The 16,304-nt window shown below is 73.1% G+C and carries 14 protein-coding genes; 11 read left to right on the forward strand and 3 right to left on the reverse strand.

What is annotated here, in order from left to right; translation table 11 throughout:
• Positions 1 to 18: 18 nt before the first annotated feature.
• The 4 genes from A4R43_RS07125 to A4R43_RS07140 are packed head-to-tail and all read left to right on the forward strand — an operon-like array spanning position 19 to position 5,280.
• On the forward strand, positions 19 to 1,182 hold the full coding sequence (locus tag A4R43_RS07125; protein WP_113691589.1) for an ADP-ribosylglycohydrolase family protein: 1,164 nt from the start codon (positions 19 to 21) through the stop codon (positions 1,180 to 1,182).
• Complete coding sequence (locus A4R43_RS07130) at positions 1,179 to 2,486, forward strand: ADP-ribosylglycohydrolase family protein (protein ID WP_113691590.1); 1,308 nt, start codon at positions 1,179 to 1,181, stop codon at positions 2,484 to 2,486. Before A4R43_RS07125 ends, A4R43_RS07130 begins: the two co-directional genes overlap by 4 nt.
• A complete protein-coding gene (locus A4R43_RS07135) occupies positions 2,483 to 3,361 on the forward strand; it encodes a ribokinase (RefSeq protein ID WP_113691591.1) in 879 nt (292 codons plus the stop codon). The genes A4R43_RS07130 and A4R43_RS07135 overlap by 4 nt, the downstream gene beginning before the upstream one ends.
• Positions 3,358 to 5,280 carry an SUMF1/EgtB/PvdO family nonheme iron enzyme gene (locus A4R43_RS07140; protein WP_113691592.1) on the forward strand — a complete coding sequence of 641 codons (1,923 nt, stop codon included), beginning with the start codon at positions 3,358 to 3,360 and terminating at the stop codon, positions 5,278 to 5,280. Before A4R43_RS07135 ends, A4R43_RS07140 begins: the two co-directional genes overlap by 4 nt.
• Here the strand turns inward: A4R43_RS07140 and A4R43_RS07145 are convergent.
• Positions 5,267 to 6,130 (reverse strand): NAD(P)-dependent oxidoreductase, encoded by an 864-nt coding sequence (locus A4R43_RS07145; RefSeq protein ID WP_113691593.1) that lies wholly within the window; start codon positions 6,128 to 6,130, stop codon positions 5,267 to 5,269. The genes A4R43_RS07140 and A4R43_RS07145 overlap by 14 nt on opposite strands.
• Positions 6,131 to 6,344: 214 nt before the next feature.
• A complete protein-coding gene (locus tag A4R43_RS07150) occupies positions 6,345 to 7,322 on the reverse strand; it encodes an LLM class flavin-dependent oxidoreductase (RefSeq protein WP_113697398.1) in 978 nt (325 codons plus the stop codon).
• 114 nt (positions 7,323 to 7,436) lie between these two features.
• Between A4R43_RS07150 and A4R43_RS07155 the strand changes: the two genes are divergently transcribed.
• From A4R43_RS07155 to A4R43_RS07180, 6 genes are all read left to right on the forward strand, one after another.
• Positions 7,437 to 8,009: a helix-turn-helix domain-containing protein gene (locus tag A4R43_RS07155; protein ID WP_113691594.1), complete on the forward strand. Its 573-nt coding sequence runs from the start codon at positions 7,437 to 7,439 to the stop codon at positions 8,007 to 8,009.
• 61 nt (positions 8,010 to 8,070) lie between these two features.
• On the forward strand, positions 8,071 to 9,222 hold the full coding sequence (locus A4R43_RS07160) for an NAD(P)/FAD-dependent oxidoreductase (protein WP_113691595.1): 1,152 nt from the start codon (positions 8,071 to 8,073) through the stop codon (positions 9,220 to 9,222).
• Entirely contained in the window at positions 9,219 to 9,488 is a 270-nt protein-coding gene (locus tag A4R43_RS07165; protein ID WP_113691596.1) for a (2Fe-2S)-binding protein, read from the forward strand. Before A4R43_RS07160 ends, A4R43_RS07165 begins: the two co-directional genes overlap by 4 nt.
• The gene (locus tag A4R43_RS07170; protein WP_113691597.1) at positions 9,485 to 10,846 is read left to right on the forward strand and encodes an NAD(P)/FAD-dependent oxidoreductase; all 1,362 of its coding nucleotides are present in this window, start codon (positions 9,485 to 9,487) and stop codon (positions 10,844 to 10,846) included. Before A4R43_RS07165 ends, A4R43_RS07170 begins: the two co-directional genes overlap by 4 nt.
• Positions 10,843 to 11,760 carry a dihydrodipicolinate synthase family protein gene (locus A4R43_RS07175; protein ID WP_113691598.1) on the forward strand — a complete coding sequence of 306 codons (918 nt, stop codon included), beginning with the start codon at positions 10,843 to 10,845 and terminating at the stop codon, positions 11,758 to 11,760. Before A4R43_RS07170 ends, A4R43_RS07175 begins: the two co-directional genes overlap by 4 nt.
• On the forward strand, positions 11,760 to 12,761 hold the full coding sequence (locus A4R43_RS07180; protein ID WP_113691599.1) for a proline racemase family protein: 1,002 nt from the start codon (positions 11,760 to 11,762) through the stop codon (positions 12,759 to 12,761). Before A4R43_RS07175 ends, A4R43_RS07180 begins: the two co-directional genes overlap by 1 nt.
• Here A4R43_RS07180 and A4R43_RS07185 read toward each other — a convergent pair.
• On the reverse strand, positions 12,713 to 13,333 hold the full coding sequence (locus tag A4R43_RS07185; protein ID WP_113691600.1) for a TetR/AcrR family transcriptional regulator: 621 nt from the start codon (positions 13,331 to 13,333) through the stop codon (positions 12,713 to 12,715). The two genes, A4R43_RS07180 and A4R43_RS07185, sit on opposite strands and share 49 nt — an antisense overlap.
• Before the next feature lie 63 nt (positions 13,334 to 13,396).
• On the opposite strand from A4R43_RS07185, the gene A4R43_RS44590 reads away from it, so the two are divergent.
• On the forward strand, positions 13,397 to 16,273 hold the full coding sequence (locus A4R43_RS44590; RefSeq protein ID WP_113691601.1) for a type II toxin-antitoxin system Rv0910 family toxin: 2,877 nt from the start codon (positions 13,397 to 13,399) through the stop codon (positions 16,271 to 16,273).
• Positions 16,274 to 16,304: the final 31 nt, after the last annotated feature.

The following is a 16,304-nucleotide window of genomic DNA, read 5'->3' on the forward strand; positions in this document are numbered from 1 at the left end:
GAAGAGAGGGCGGGATCGTTGACCTGGCTGGAAGACCGGGCCATCGCGGTGATCGCGGGGGCGGCCGTCGGGGACGCGCTCGGCGGGGCCACCGAGGGGTGGACCCCCGAACAGATCGAGCAGCGGCACGGCGGCCGCGTGACCGGCATCGTCGGGCCGTGGTACCCGAACTGGCGGGACGCCCGGCCGATCGCGCCCTACCACAAGGGTGACGGGCACATCACCGACGACACGCTGATGACGCGGGCGCTGGTCGAGGTGTACGCGAAGCGCCGCGCGCACCTCGACGCCTACGCCATGGCCGAGGACCTGGTCCCGCTGATGATCGGCGAACCGCGGTGGGTGCCCGAGCTGGAGTCCACCGCGCTGCTGCTGCAACGCGTGTTCCTGGCGGAGAAGTGGATCGTCGCGAGGCTCCACTATGGACACGTGGATCCGCGTGAGGCGGGTGTGGGCAACGTGGTCAACTGCGGCGCCGCGATGTACGTGGCGCCGGTGGGCATCGCGAACGCGGGTGATCCACGCGGTGCCTACGCCGAGGCGATCGACCTGACCGGCGCTCACCAGTCGAGCTACGGCCGTGAGGCGGCGGGGGTGGTGGCCGCGATGGTCGCCGCGTCGGTGGCGCCCGGTGCCGGGGTCGGGGACGTGGTGGCCGCCGCGCTGGACGTGGCCCACGACGGCACGGCCGCGGCGTTGCGTGCGGTGGTGGACACCTTCGGCGAGTGGGAGAAGGCGCCCTCCACGGACGACGAGGAGCGCGCGCTGGCCCGGCTGGTGCGGGAAACCGTGGCGCCGTTCGATTCCGTGGGCCCGGAATACCGGCAGATGTCGATGGACGCCCGGCGGCCGTCACGCACCAAGTCCATCGAGGAGCTTCCGGCCGCGCTGGCCTTCGTGCTGGCGCACCACGGTGACTACCGCGGCGCGGTGCTCGCGGCGGTGAACTACGGCCGTGACGCCGATTCGATCGCGACCATGGCCGGTGCGATCTGCGCCGGGCTGGGCGGATCGGCGGCCGTGCCGGGGGAGTGGCTCGACGCGGTGAGCGAAGCCAGCCGCATGGACATCATCGAAACCGGGCGGCTGATGGCCTCGGCCGCGGCGGACATCCTGCGTGCGGACCGTGACCGCGCGCTCGCCAGGATTGCCGCGCTGGACGCGGTCGGGGCCGGGTCGTGAGGCTCACCTGGGCGCAGCCGGAGGACCTGATCGCCCACGAACTGGTCCAGTCCGCCGCCGAGGGCACGGACGTCACGGCGGTGCGGGCGCGCTGGACGGCCGCCGGTGGCGACCCCACACCGGCGGTGAGCGGTGCCGGGCCGCGGCCCGCGACGCCGGAACTGCGGGCGCTCGCACGGACCCTGCTCGACATCCTGGGCCTGCGCCGGGCACCGGAGGAAACCTGGGACACCATCGTCGCTTCGCTGCCGCCCGCGCCGCAGCTGCCGTCCGAAAAGGACGATCGCCGCCTCGGCGCCTGGACCGGCCGCGCGGCGGGCTGCCTGCTCGGCAAGCCGGTGGAGAAGATCCCGCGTGAGGGCATCGAGGAGATCCTGCGTGCCACCGGGCGGTGGCCGCTGGACCGGTGGTTCACCGCGGTCGGCCTGCCCGCGGACGTGGCCGCGCGCTGGCCGTGGAACCGCCGGTCGGCGCCGACGTCGCTGGAAGAGAACATCAACGGCATGCCCGAGGACGACGACCTCAACTACCCGATCCTCGCGCTGCTGCTGCTGGAACAACACGGTCGCGGGTTCACCACCGACGACGTCGCGCAGCTGTGGCTCGACCACCTCCCGGCGGGGCGCGTCTTCACCGCCGAGCGCGCCGCGTACCGCAACGTGCTCGAAGCACGTCCGGTGCCCGAGACGGCGACGCACCACAACCCGTTCCGCGAATGGATCGGCGCGTTGATCCGCGCCGACGTGTTCGGCTGGGTTTCGCCGGGGGACGTGCGCGAGGCCGCCCGTCTGGCCTACACCGACGCCCGCCTCAGCCACACGCGCAACGGCGTGTACGGCGCGATGTGGGCGGCGGCGCTTTGCTCGGCGGCGATGGTGTGCGACACCGTCCACAATGTCCTGGACGCGGCGGAAACCGTGATCCCGCCCGGCAGTGCACTCGCTCGTGCCATCGAGTTCGGCCGGGCCGCGGCTGCCGACGGCGACGTGCGGACCGGGCTGGACCGGTTGCACGCCGAATACGGGCACCTGCACTGGGTCCACGTGCTGAACAACGCGGCGGTCATCGCGTACGCGCTGGCCAAGGGCGACGGCGAATTCGGCCCGAGCGTGTCGATCGCGGTCACCGCGGGCTGGGACACCGACTCGGCGGCGGCCACGGTCGGCGGGGTGGTCGGCGCGTTGCACGGGGTACCGGATCGGTGGGCGGCACCGCTCGACGGGCGGATCGCCACCTCGCTGCCCGGAGGTGAGCAGCGCATCGCCGAGCTGGCCGCGCGCACGAAGGCGCTGGTGACACGATGAGCGGCGTGGTGGTGGTCGGCTCGGCCAACGTCGACTTCCTGGTGGACGTACCGCACCCGCCGGGCGCGGGGGAGACCGTGCTCGGTGGTGACCTGCGGCGGAGTCCGGGCGGCAAGGGCGCCAACCAGGCGGTGGCGGCCGCGCGGGCGGGTGGCGCGGACACCACCTTCGTCGGCGCGCTCGGCCGGGACGAACCGGCGGAACTGCTGCTCACTTCACTGCGGGACGCCGGCGTGCGCACCGAACTGGTCGAGCGGGCGGACGCGGCCACCGGCACCGCGTTGATCACCGTGGCCCCGAACGGGGAGAACACGATCGTGGTCGCGCCGGGAGCCAACTCACGGCTCACGCTCGGTCCGGCGCAGGCGGACCGCATCGCATCGGCGGCCGTGGTGCTGGCACAGCTGGAGATTCCGCTCGACACGGTCCGCGCGGCGGCGGCCGCACGGCGTTCCGGCGCGCTCATGGTGCTCAACGCCGCACCGGCACGCGAGCTGCCCGACGACGTGTGGAACGCGCTCGACCTGCTGGTGGTCAACGAGCACGAGGCAGCCGAGCTGGCGGGTTCCCCGGAAGCGCTGCTCGACCGGGTGCCCGCGGCGGTGGTCACGCTGGGCGGTGAGGGCTGCCTGGTGCTGGAACGCGGCCGCGAATCCTTGCGCATTCCCGGAATCCGGGTGGAGGCGGTGGACACCACGGGCGCCGGTGACACGTTCTGCGGAGTGCTCGCCGCCGCGCTGGCCCGGCGCTCGGGCCTCGCCGAGGCAGCGCGGCTGGCCTGCGTGGCCGCGGCGCTTTCGGTCACCCGCCGGGGTGCGCAGGCCGCCGTCCCGTCGGCAGCCGAAGTCGCCGCGGCCGGAGGAAAGGCACCATGACCTACACGTTCGACCCGCTCGTGCCCCGGCCGATCGACCTCCCGACCACTGTGGACGGTCCGCTCGCCGACCTGGACGAGGCGAAGATCTTCAGCGGACCCGCCGATCCGGCCGACCGCCCGGCCTGGCGCGAGCGGCTCCGGGAGTGGCGCGAGGACGCGCGGGCGCGGCACGCGTACACGGGCACGGCCTACGAACGGCCCGGCGCGGCCTGGGCCGCGCGCTGCTACACCGTCGCGCAGGTGTGGTTGTGGGACGAACTGCTGTATTCGTTCGAGGAAGGCCGGTTCACTCCGGCGCGCTTTCTCGCCGACGCGCGGAAGCGCTTCGGCGGCCTGGACGCGGTGGTGCTGTGGCACGCCTATCCGGTGATCGGCCTGGACGACCGCAACCAGTGGGACTACTACCGCGACGTGCCGGGCCTGACCGAGCTGATCGGCGCGCTGCACGTGGCGGGACTGCACGTGTTCGTCGACTACAACCCCTGGGACGTCGGCACGCGGCGCGGTCGTGACGACCTCACCGAACTCGCCGAGCTGGTGGCCGACTTCGGGGCCGACGGCGTTTTCCTCGACACGCTCAAGAAGGCCGAACCGGAGTTCGTCGAACGGCTCGAGCAGGCGCGTCCCGGCATCGTGCTGGAGGGCGAGTCGAAGCTGGCCGTCGAGCGCATCGAAGACCACGCCTGCTCGTGGGCGCAGTTCTTCGCCGATTCGCCGGTGCCGGGGGTGCTGCGCGCGCACTGGTACGAACGGCGTCACATGCAGCACCACATCCGCCGCTGGCACCGCGACCACTCCGAGGAACTGCAGTCGGCGTGGCTCAACGGGGTCGGCGTGATGGTGTGGGAGGTGGTGTTCGGCGTGTGGGTCGGGTGGTCCGCGCGTGACGCCGCGACCGTGCGGCGGATGACCACCGTGCAGCGGGCCGTGAGTTCGCTGCTGCTCGACGGCGAGTGGACGCCGCTCGCGGAACTCGCGCCGGAGGCGGAGGCCGCCGGGATCTACGCGTCCCGGTGGGAACTCGACGGCGTTACCTTGTGGACGGTCGTCAATCGCGGCGACCAGGACTATTCGGGGCCCGTGGTGGCGGCGGATTCACTGTTCCCCGGTGCTGTTCCGGCGCGGGGGATCGGCGCGTTCGTCCGCGTCGAGCCTGGGACGCCGGAGGCGGAATGGCTGCCCGGCTTGCGGGAAACCCTGCGCGGCCTGCCGCACGACCCCGACGCCAGCTTCCCGCACCGGCTCGCGGTCCGCGTCCGTCCACAACGGAGCACGGGTACGCCCGAGCCGGATGCGGTCGTCGTGCCCGCCGGGCCCTATGTGCTCACCGTGCGGTACCGCGCCAGGGAAACCGGGATGTACCAGGGTGCGCCCTATGTGGACGAGTGGAAGCCGCTGCCGCCCCGGCTGCACGACGCGCGGACGCTGCAGCGGGACGGCGAGCTGGCCAACGACGTGGCCGTCGCGCTGACCGAGGTGACCAACGAGCAGTTCGCCGCCTTCCTGGCCGCGACCGGCTACCGTCCCGCGCAACCACACCGTTTCCTGGCACACTGGGGCAACGGCGAATCGCCTGGCGCGCCCGTGACCTACGTCGATCTCGACGACGCACGTGCCTACTGCGCCTGGCGGGGCGGCAGGCTGCCGACCGAGGACGAATGGCAGCTCGCCGGGGATCGGCTGCACCGGGGTGAGCCCGCGGTGTGGAACTGGACCGAAAGCGAGCACTCGGACGGCCGCACCCGGTTTGTCCTGCTCAAGGGCGGCAGCGACTACCGGGCGGACGGCGCCGACTGGTACGTCGAGGGCGGGCGGCACGCGCCGGACCACAGCGTGAAACTGCTGCTGCCGGGCCTGGGCCAGGCGCGGAGCGCGACCGTCGGCTTCCGTTGTGCCTGGGACATCACGGCTTCCTGAACACCTCGACCAGGCTCGTCGCGCTGTTCTCGCCGTGACCGGCCGCGATGCCCCGGCGGACCGCGGCGCGGAGGGCTTCGGGCAGCGTGGTGTCGACACCGGCGTCCTCGGCGGTCCGGACGACGTGGTCCACACTGGCCGCCGCCATGGTCAGTCGTTCGGCGTCGCCCGCGTATTCGCCGGCGTCGATGCGCGGTGAGTAGAAGGTGAGGAACTCCGGGAGCCCGCCGAGCAGGGACGCGGCGTGCGGCAGGAAGTCATCGGCGGAAATGCCGTGCGCGTTCGCCAGGGCGAGACTGTGCAGCCAGCCCAGCGTGGTGGTCCAGAACAGGTCCATGGTGAGCTGGTAGTAGGCGGCGGCCAGCCCGGGATCCTCGCCGCGGTAGTCGGTTTCGGTGAGCACCGACAGGGCTTCGCGATGGGCGTCGAAGACCTCGCGGGGTCCACTGTAGAAGGTGTAGGCCCCCGGCTGCCCGATCTGCGGGGGCGAGGCCTGGACGCCACCGGTGAGATGCGCGGCACCGTGCCCGGCCGCCCACTTCGCGGCGGCGCGGGCCTGCTCGGGTGTGTCGGAACTGAGGTTGACCAGGACCCGGCCGGGCAGCGTGTCGGTGGCCGGTTCGAGGAGGGTGTACATGGCGTCGTAGTCGGTCAGGCTCAGCACGACGAGTTCGCTGGCGGCGACCGCTTCGCGCACGGTGGCGGGGCGGTGGGCGCCTTCGGCCACCAGGGCGTCGGCCTTGCTCGCGGTGCGGTTCCACACGGTGACCCGGTAGCCGTCGCGGAGGAAGGTGCGTGCCATCGCCCGCCCCATCGGCCCGAGCCCGAGGACCGTCACGTTCTTGATCATGTCCCCATCCTCCGCCCGCTCGCGGTGGCGCGGAAGTACCGACATTTTTGTGCGTGCTTCCCGCCGCCCCGCGCGGCCGCGCGCTATGAATGTGGCTTTCATAGCGTCTGGCGCAATGAAAGCCACATTCATAGCGTTCTCACCGTGGTGCGTTGGAGAGCGAGGGCCAGTGCGGGACCGGAGCGGCGTCGGGCGGCCGCGTAGACGTAGCCGGTCAGATGTGGTCGAGCGCGGCGAGCAGTTCGTACGACCGGCGGCGGTCCGCGTGGTGGTACACCGGCGTGGTCACCATGAATTCGCCGGTTCCGGTGGCCTCGCGCACTTCCCGGAGTCCCGCGGCCACGGTTTCCGGGCCGCCGCTGAGCACACTTCGGGAGCGGATCGCGATCTCGGCGCGGTCGTCCGCCGTGTAGGGGTAGGCCGCCGCGTCTTCCGGGCTCGGCAGCTGGATGCGGGTGCCGCGAATCCGGCTGAGCACCTTCAACCGCGTGGAGCCCGCCAGCCACTCCGCCCGCTCGTCGGTTTCGGCGGCGATCACGGACAGGCTGACCAGCAGCGCCGGCGACTCGGCATGCTCCGAAGGACGGAAGTGCTCGCGGTAGGCGTCCGCGGAACGGGCCGCTTCGCCGGGGTTGAGGTGGTGGGCGAAGGCGTAGGCCAGGCCGAGCCTGCCCGCCAGTTCGGCGCTGGCCGCCGAGGAACCGAGCAGCCACAGGTCCGGCACATTGCCGCCGAGCACCGGAATCGCCTTCACCGGGGCGTCTTCGGCCGGGTGCAGGAAGGACCGCAGTTCGGCCAGCTGCCGCTCGAAGTCCGCCACCGTCCGATCTGGACGGACCGCCGCCACGGCCGGCTTCGCACCGCCCGGCGCGCGGCCGATGCCGAGATCGATGCGCCCGGGGTGGAACGCGGCCAGCGTGCCGAACTGCTCGGCCACCACGATCGGCGCGTGGTTGGGCAGCAGCACCCCGCCCGCGCCGACGCGCAGCCGCCGGGTGGCGTTGGCGAGGTGGCCGACCACCACCGCGGGCGCCGAGCTGGCGACACCGCGCATCCCGTGGTGCTCGGGTACCCAGTAGCGGTGGAACCCCAGCGAGTCGGCCAGTTTCGCGAGATCGACCGTGTTGTGCAGGGCCTCCGACGGCGTCGCGCCCTGCACGATCGGCGAGGTGTCCAGCACCGACAACCGCACGACGGCCCCCTCCCTTTTGGCGCCCCTCAGCACACCGTAGTCCACGGCGGGCGGACGCTATAGTGAACGGCCTACCGTGCGAGCGTACGATTTACCGAACGAAAGGCGGCGGCAGTGGAGACCTCCGACCAGTCGGTGCGAGACCTGCTGGCGGCGAACATCAAGCGGGCCAGGGCGGACCGCGGGTTGTCGCTGTCGGAGCTGTCGCGCCGGTCGTCGATCGGCAAGGCGACGCTGTCGCAGCTCGAATCGGGCGCCGGGAACCCGACCATCGAGACGGTGTTCAGCCTCTCGCGCGCGCTGGAGCTGCCGATCTCGGACCTGCTCGAAGGCGGGCGCGGCGAGATGACCGTCGTGCGCGGCGACGAGCAGGAGGTGCTCGCCGGGGAGGCCGTGGAACTTCGCCTGCTGCGGCGGATCGAGGACGGCGGGCTGATCGTCGAGGTGTACGACCAGCGTGTGCGCGGCACGGCGCGGCAGCGGTCGCTCGGGCACGTGGGCACCGAGCACACCATCGTGCAGGCGGGCAAACTGCGCGTCGAGGTCGGTGACAGCGCGGCGGAACTGGGGCCGGGCGATTCGGTCGCTTTCGACGCGTCGATCCCGCACAGCTACCAGGCGATCGGCGGCGAGGTGCGCTCGGTCCTCCTGCTGCAGTACCGCGGCACCGGGCCGCACGTGTGTTGACAGGCGCGCCACCGGCGGCCTAGCTTCGACAGCGTTCGGGTCAGCGAACGGTGGAGGTTCGGTGTACGGAACGCGGGCGGTGGTGATCGGCGCCGGGATCGTCGGCGCCGCCTGTGCCCGCGAGTTGTCCGCCGAAGGCTTCCGCGTGACCGTGGTCGATCGCGGGCACCCCGGCGGCGCGACCACCGCACACGGCGAGGGCAACGTGCTGGTCTCCGACAAGGGCCCCGGCCCTGAACTGGAACTGGCCAGGTTGTCGCGCCGGCTGTGGCCGGAAATCCTGGACGGGCTGCCAGGTACCGACGCCGTCGAGTGGGACGCCAAGGGCGGAATCGTCGTCGCCACCACGGAAGCCGGGGCTCGCGCGCTGACCGGGTTCGCCGATGGCCAGCGGAACGCCGGCATCCTTGCCGAACCGCTCGACGCGGCCGCGCTCGCCGAAGCCGAACCGCGGCTGACCCGCGAAGTCACCGCGGCGATCCACTACCCGGAAGACGCTCAGGTGCAGCCCGTCGCCGCCGCCACCGCACTGCTCGCCGCCTCGGGCGCCACCCTGCGCACCGGCTGTAACGTGACCGGACCGCTCACCGATTCCGGGTGCCTCAACGGAATCCGCACCACGGCCGGTGACCTGCCCGCCGACCTGGTGGTGAACGCCGCCGGGCCGTGGGCGGGAGAGGTGGCCGGTGTGCTCGGCGCGCCGATCGACGTCCGGCCGCGCCGGGGCGAGGTGCTGGTGACCACGCCGATGCCGCCGACCGTGTTCCACAAGGTCTACGACGCGGACTACGTGGGCGCGGTCGTCAGCGATGCGGCCGGGCTGCGGACCTCCGCCGTGGTCGAGTCGACCAAGGCGGGCACCATCCTGCTCGGTTCCTCCCGGCGCCAGGTCGGCTTCGACGGCCGCCTGCACATCCCGGCGCTCTCCGCGATCGCCGCCAAGGCGCTGCGGTTGTTCCCGGGACTCGCGGGCGTGCCGGTGATGCGCGCGTACGGCGGTTTCCGGCCCTACGTACCGGACCACCTGCCGGTGATCGGCGCCGATCCGCGGCTGCCAGGGCTGTGGCACGCGACCGGGCACGAAGGTGCCGGGATCGGCCTGTCCGCAGGCACCGGCCGCGTGCTGCGCGACCTGGTTGCCGGGCGGAAACCGGAAATCGAGGTCGGACCGTTCCGGGTGGACCGCCCGGCGGTGCTGGGAGGTGCCCGATGAGCCCGCGGCCGATCCGGCTGACCATCGACGGCGAACCGGTGTCCGGAATGGACGGTCAGACCATCGCCGGGGTGTTGCTGGCGTCGGGGCGGAAAGCGTGGCGCACCGATCCGGCCGGGCAGCCGCGCGGGGTCTTCTGCGGCATCGGCGTCTGCTTCGACTGCGTGGTGACCGTCAACGCGCTGCGCGACGTGCGAGCCTGCCGACGCCGTGCCCGCGAAGGCGACGACGTGCGCACGCAGTCCAGAGTGGATGGTGAGCGGTGAAGCACGTGGTGGTGATCGGTGCCGGTCCGGCCGGAATGGCGGCGGCCGCGGCGGCGTTGCGAGCCGGGGCCGTGGTGACGGTGCTCGATTCGGCCGAGGAGCCCGGGGGCCAGTATCACCGCAGGCCGCTGGGCGCACGGTACCGGGCGGCGAAGGCGTTCGACCGGGTGCTCGGCCATCCGCGCTGCACGTGGCGAGCGGACACCTCGGTGTGGGCGCTGGAACGCCGCGACGGCCGGGCGCCACTGGTGCACGCGTTGCGCGGGGTCGCCGACGGCGCGGACCGGGAAGCCGTGTGCCTCGACCCGGATGCCCTGGTGCTGGCCACCGGGGCACATGACCGGGTGCTGCCGTTCCCCGGCTGGACGCTGCCCGGGGTGTTCACCGCGGGGGCGGCGCAGGCGCTGGCGAAGGGCGAGCGCGTGGCCGTCGGCCAGCACGTCGTGGTCTCGGGTACCGGCCCGTTCCTGCTCCCGGTGGCCGCGTCACTGCTTCAAGTCGGAGCCCGCGTCGAAGCGGTACTGGAAGCCAACCAGCCACGAACGATCCTCCGGGGATGGGCCCAAGACCTCAGCGAACTGGTGCCGCACACCGGGAAGGCGGCGCGGCTCGCCCGGTACGCGGCCGGTCAGCTCCGGCACCGCGTGCCCTACCGGATGGGGCAGGCGGTGGTCGAAGCCCGCGGCGACGGCCGCGTGGAGGAGGTCGTGGTGGCGCGGCTGCGGGCGGACTGGTCGATCGTGCCCGGAACCGAACGCACGCTGACCGCGGACGCGGTGTGTGTCGGCCACGGGTTCAGCGCGCAGCTCGAACTCCCCGTGGCCGCCGGGTGCGAGCTGGCCGGTGACACCGTGCGCGTGGACGGCGATCAGCGGACCACCCAGCCCGGGGTGTTCGCCGCCGGGGAGATCACCGGGATCGCCGGTCAGCCGTCCGCTGTGGACAGTGGAACGGTGGCGGGCTGGCTTGCCGCCGGGGGCGCGCCCGCCGAGATCGCCGGTGCATTGCGGCGGCGGGATCGCGGCCGCGCCTTCGGGCGACGGCTCGCCGAAGCCCATCCGATCGGTGACGGTTGGGCGGGCTGGCTGCGACCGGACACGGTGATCTGCCGCTGCGAAGCCGTCGACCACGCGTGCCTGACCCGCGCGCTCGCCGACCCGGTGACCGCCGGCGCGCGCTCGGTGAAGCTGTCCACCCGCGCGGGGCTCGGCCCCTGCCAGGGCCGGATCTGCGGGCCCGCCGTCGCCGCGCTCACCACCGCGGCCGGTGCCGAAGCGGCCGGTGCGCACCACCGGCCGATCGCCCAGCCCATCCGGCTGGGCGAGCTGGCGAACCAGCGAACAGAGGAGAACCGTTGAGCACCAAGGCCGATCTGGGCGGCGTTGTGGTGGCGACCGCGCTGCCGTACCGGGAAGACGCACAAGCACCAGCCGGACTCGCGGTGGACTACGACCGCTACGCCGAGCACTGCCGCTGGCTGATCGACAACGGCTGCCACGGCATCGGGCCGAACGGCTCGCTCGGCGAGTATTCCTCGCTCACCGACGAAGAACGCCGCCGCGTGGCGCAGACCGCCATCGAGGCCGTCGGCAATGACGGCAAGGTGGTGGTCGGCGTGCACGGTGTCGGCTCGCACCAGGCGAAGCACTGGGCCGAACTCGCCGCCGAGGACGGCGCACACGGGGTGCTGTGCCTGCCGCCGACGATGTACCGGGCCAACCGAGGCGAGGTCGTGGCGCACTTCGAAGCGGTGGCTTCGGTGGGCCTGCCGGTGATGGTCTACAACAACCCGCACGACACCAAGGTCGATCTCACCCCCGACCTGCTCGGCGAACTGGCTGGCATCGAGCACATCACCGCGGTCAAGGAGTTCTCCGGAGACGTGCGGCGGGTGCTGGAGATCAAGGAGCACGCGCCGGACCTGGCGGTGATCAGCGGGGCCGACGACGTCGCGCTGGAGATGCTGCTGATGGGCTCCACCGGCTGGTTCGCCGGGTTCCCGAACGTGTTCCCCGCCGAGTCGGTCGAGCTGTACGAACTGGCCGTCCGCGGCGAGCTGACGCGCGCCCGCGCGCGGTACGAACCGCTGGTGGCCGCGTTCCGCTGGGACTCGCGCACCGAGTTCGTCCAGGCGATCAAGCTGGGCATGGACCTGGCCGGCCGGTACGGCGGCCCGTGCCGGCCACCACGCGGGCCGCTGGTCCCGGCACACGACGAACGGGTGCGGGCCGACCTGGCGCGCGCGATGGACGCGCTGGCGAGGCGGTCCTGATGCGCTCGATCCGGACGCTGACCGCGGTCGACTCGCACACCGAGGGCATGCCGACCCGGGTGATCACCGGGGGAGTGGCGCCGATCCCGGGTGACACCATGGCCGCGCGCCGCCGCCACTTCATCGACCACCTCGACGACCTCCGGCGGTTCCTGGTCGACGAGCCACGCGGGCACCCGGCGATGAGCGGGGCGATCCTGCAGCCGCCGGCCCGGCCCGACGCCGACTGGGGCGTGCTCTACGTCGAGGTCAGCGGGGTGCTGCCGATGTGCGGGCACGGCACCATCGGGGTGGCCACCGTGCTGGTGGAGACCGGCATGGTGCCGGTGACCGAGCCGGAAACCGTGGTGCGGCTGGACACCCCGGCCGGGCTGGTGCACGCCAGGGTCGAGGTGCGCGACGGCGTGGCCCAGCGCGTGACGCTGCGCAACGTCGACTCGTTCGCCGTCGAACTCGACGCGGTCGCCGACGTGCCGGGCATCGGCGAGGTCCGGTACGACCTGGCCTACGGCGGCAACTTCTACGCCATCGTGGACCTGGCGAGCATCGGCCTGCCGTTCGACCGGGCACGCAAGAACGACATTCTCGACGCCGGGCTGCGCATCATGGCCGCGGTCAACGAGCGGAACCGGCCGCGGCACCCGGTAGACGAGCACATCGGCGGCTGCAAGCACGTGCAGTTCCTCGCCCCCGGCTCGGACGCGCGGCACTCACGCAACGCCATGGCCATCCACCCCGGCTGGTTCGACCGGTCGCCGTGCGGCACCGGCACGTCGGCCAGGATGGCGCAGCTGCACGCCCGCGGTGAGCTGCCGCCGCACACCGAGTTCGTCAACGAATCGTTCATCGGCACCAGGTTCACCGGGCGGCTGCTCGGCACCACCGAGGTCGGCGGGGTGGCGGCGGTGGTGCCCGAGTTCTCCGGCCGCGCCTGGATCACCGGCACCGCGAACTACCTGCTCGACCCGCGCGACCCGTTCCCCACCGGGTTCGTGCTCTGACCGGTCAGCGTGGCCAGCGTCCGCTTCCACCGCTCGACCACCACCGCGACGTCCGCGTCCGGATCGACCACGCGGCTCATCGCGGTGCCGGTGAGCAGGTCGATGGTGAACTGCGCGAGCGTCGGGACGCGGGGATCGCGGTCACCGACATGGGTGATGATGGCGCGTCGCGCGGAGTCGAACACGCGCCGCTGCACCGGGGCGAGCGCGGCCCGCAGCTCGGGATCGGTGCGCGAGGCGACCCACAGCTCGAGCGCCGCGGCGAACGCCGGGCTCTGCAGGTCGCGCCAGACCAGGTCGACCACGCCGTCCCAGCCGCCTTCCGCCGGCGGGTCGGCGTCGAGCACCTGGACGCGGCGGTCCGCGATGTCGTCGACCACCGCGGCCATCAGCGCCGCGCGGGTGGGGAAGTGGTGCAGCAGCGTGCCGCGGGCCACGCCCGCCCGCTGCTGCACGGCGCCGACCGTGGTGGCCGCGTAGCCGCCTTCCAGCAGGCAGGCGTACGCCGCTTCGATCACCCTGGCGCGGGTGGCCGCCGCGCGGTCCTGCCGTGGTGGGCGCACTGTGGACACCGGGCCACTGTAATGGCACGATCGCCGAACAGTCTGACCGGACTGGTTTGCGGAAGGTGAGCGATGAGCAGGTGGCGTACCGCCAGGACGCTGGCCGGCGCGCTGGTGCGTGGCGCGTTCGCGCGCTCGCGCGGTGCGGCCCCGGCCGGTCTGCCGGAGGTGCCCGCGCCCGCCGGAATCGACGGTTACGCGCGCCACGTGACCGCGCGGGGTGCGGTCGCCGCCGAACCCGCCGCGGTGACCGCGCTCGCCCGCGACCTCGACCGCACCCACGAGTGGCTGACCCTGCACGCGGCCTGGCGGGGTGAACGGCCGGAGCGGATCGAGCCGGGCGCGGAGTTCGTGCAGCAGATCCGGCTGATGGACATCCCCGCGCAGGCGAGGTGGGTGGTCGAACGGGCGGACGACGACGGGTTCGCGTTGCGCGGGACCGGTCCGATGGGCATCACGCTGGGCCTGTGGTGCACGGTCCGCCCGGCAGCGGACGGCTCGGTGGTTCGGCTGGACGCCGCGCTGGACGGGTCACCGGTGCGTGGTCCCGTCGGTTCGACGGCCGTGCGCAGTGTCGAGCAGGCACTGACCGACTCACTGGCCGCGCTCGCGGGGCTCGTGGGCGACGCCCCGGTGCGGCGGCTGTCCGTGCCGAGCGAGCCGATTCACCATGAGCGGACCGGAAAGCTGCTCGATCCGCACACCCCCGTGGTGGTCGGTGTCGGGCAGGTGGTCAACCGGACGCCGGACCTGTCCGCACCACGCGAGCCGGTCGATCTGGCCGTCGAAGCCTTGCGCGCGGCCGCCGCCGACTCGGGCGCGGAGGTGGATCTGCTGGCGCAGGCCGATCTGGTCTACGCGGTGCCGAGTGCTTCGTGGAGTTATCCCGACCAGGCGGGCGCGGTCGCCGGGCTGGTCGGTGCTTCGCGCGCGACCACCGTGCAGACCAGCGCCCAGGGCGGCGACGGCGGACAGCTCGCGGTCAACGACGCCGCCCAGGAGATCGTCGACGGCCGCGCGGACATCGCCGTCATCTCGGGTGCCGAGGCCGGTGCCACGATGGCCGCGCTGACCGGTGAACCCCGCTGGACCCGGCAGCCCGCGTCGGCCGCGCCCCACCGGAAGATCGGGCTGGACCGGCCCGCCAACAACGAGGCCGAGACGGCCGTGGGACTCGGCGCGCCGATCTTCGTCTACCCGCTGCTGGAGTCGGCGCTGCGGGGTCGCGAGGGCACCGCGCCCGGCGAGCACCGCGCCCGCATCGCCGCGCTCTGGGCGCGGATGTCGCAGGTGGCCGCCGAAAACCCGTACGCGTGGGACCGGACCGCGCGCACGGCGGAGGAGATCGCGACGCCGGGTGAGCGCAACCGGTGGGTCAGCGACCCGTACACCAAGCTCATGTGCGCCAATCTGCAGGTCGATCTCGCGGCCGCGGTGATCGTGACGAGCGCGGCGGCCGCGCGGGCGGCGGGCATTCCGCAGGACCGCTGGGTTTTTGTGCACGCCGGGGCATCGGCCACCGAGGAGTGGTTTGTCTCCGAACGCGCTTCGCTCGCCGAATCCCCGGCCATCGCGGCCGCCGGGGCCGCGGCGCTCGGGCACGCGGGCGTCAAACCGGCCGACCTTGGCCCGGTGGACCTCTACTCGTGCTTCCCGTCCGCCGTTCAGCTGGCGGCCAACGCGCTCGGCCTGCCGTGGGACGACCCGGCACGCCCGCTGACCGTCACCGGCGGGCTCACCTCGGCGGGCGGGCCGGGCAACAACTACGGAACGCACGCGGTGGCGTCGATCGTGCCGCGGCTGCGGGCCGCGCCGGACGAGGTCGGGCTCACCACGTCGCTGGGCTGGTACGCGACCAAGCACGCGGTCGGCGTCTACTCCGCGACGCCGCCGGACCGGGCGTTCGCACACCTGCGACCGGCGTTCCCCCGGCCGGCCACCCGGCCCGCACTGACCGAATGGGACGGTGCCGGGGTGGTCGAAGCGGCAACGCTGGTGCACCGGCGTGACGGCGAACCCGAAGCGATGCTGCTGAGCGTGCTCACCGACGACGGCGCGCGTGTCCTGCTGCGGCGCGAGGAACCGGAACTGCACGGCGTCGATCTTGTGCGCCGCCGAGTCCGGCTGGCTGACGGCCGGATCGAGGTGCTCGACGACTCGCGCCACGAACTGCCACCGCCGCCACCCGCGCCCGTGCGCACCGAACGCCGCGGCACCGGGATCTCGGTGATCACGCTCGACCGGCCCGCCGTCCGCAACGCGGTGAACCGGCGCCTGGCGCTCGCGCTGGAACAGGCGGTGAACGACGCCGAAGCCGATCCGGCCGTCCGCGTGCTGGTGCTGACCGGTGCCGGGGGCACGTTCTGCGCTGGCATGGACCTGGCCGAGGCGAACCGCGGTGCCGTGCCGGTCACCGACCGCCGCGGCCCGCTCGGGCTGACCGCCGAGCCACCCGCCAAGCCGACCATCGCCGCCGTCGAAGGCGCGGCGCTCGCGGGCGGGTTCGAGCTGGCACTGTGCGCCGACCTGATCGTGGCCGCCGAGGACGCGGTTTTTGGCCTCCCCGAGGCAAAACGCGGTCTGCTGGCGGCCGCGGGCGGGCTCTGGCGGACGGCGGCCAGGCTGCCCAGGAGCGTCGCGCTCGAACTCGCGCTGGTCGCCGAACCGCTGCCCGCCACCCGGCTCGCCGAACTCGGCCTGGTCAACCGCGTGGTGCCGCCCGGCACCGCACTCGACGCGGCTCTGGAACTGGCCGACCGCATCGCCGCGAACGCGCCGCTGTCCGTGCGCGTGGGCAAGGAACTGATCGACGCCGCGCCCGGCTGGACCGCCGAAGAAGGCTTCGCCCGCCAGAGCGAGCTGGCTGGTCCCGTACTGCTCTCCGACGACGCGCGCGAAGGCGTCGCGGCCTTCGCGGAGCGGCGCACCCCGGTCTGGACCGGCCGCTGACCACCCGAGGAAACGCACGAAACGAGGAGCA

It is taken from the genome of Amycolatopsis albispora, assembly GCF_003312875.1.
Lineage (GTDB): Bacteria > Actinomycetota > Actinomycetes > Mycobacteriales > Pseudonocardiaceae > Amycolatopsis > Amycolatopsis albispora.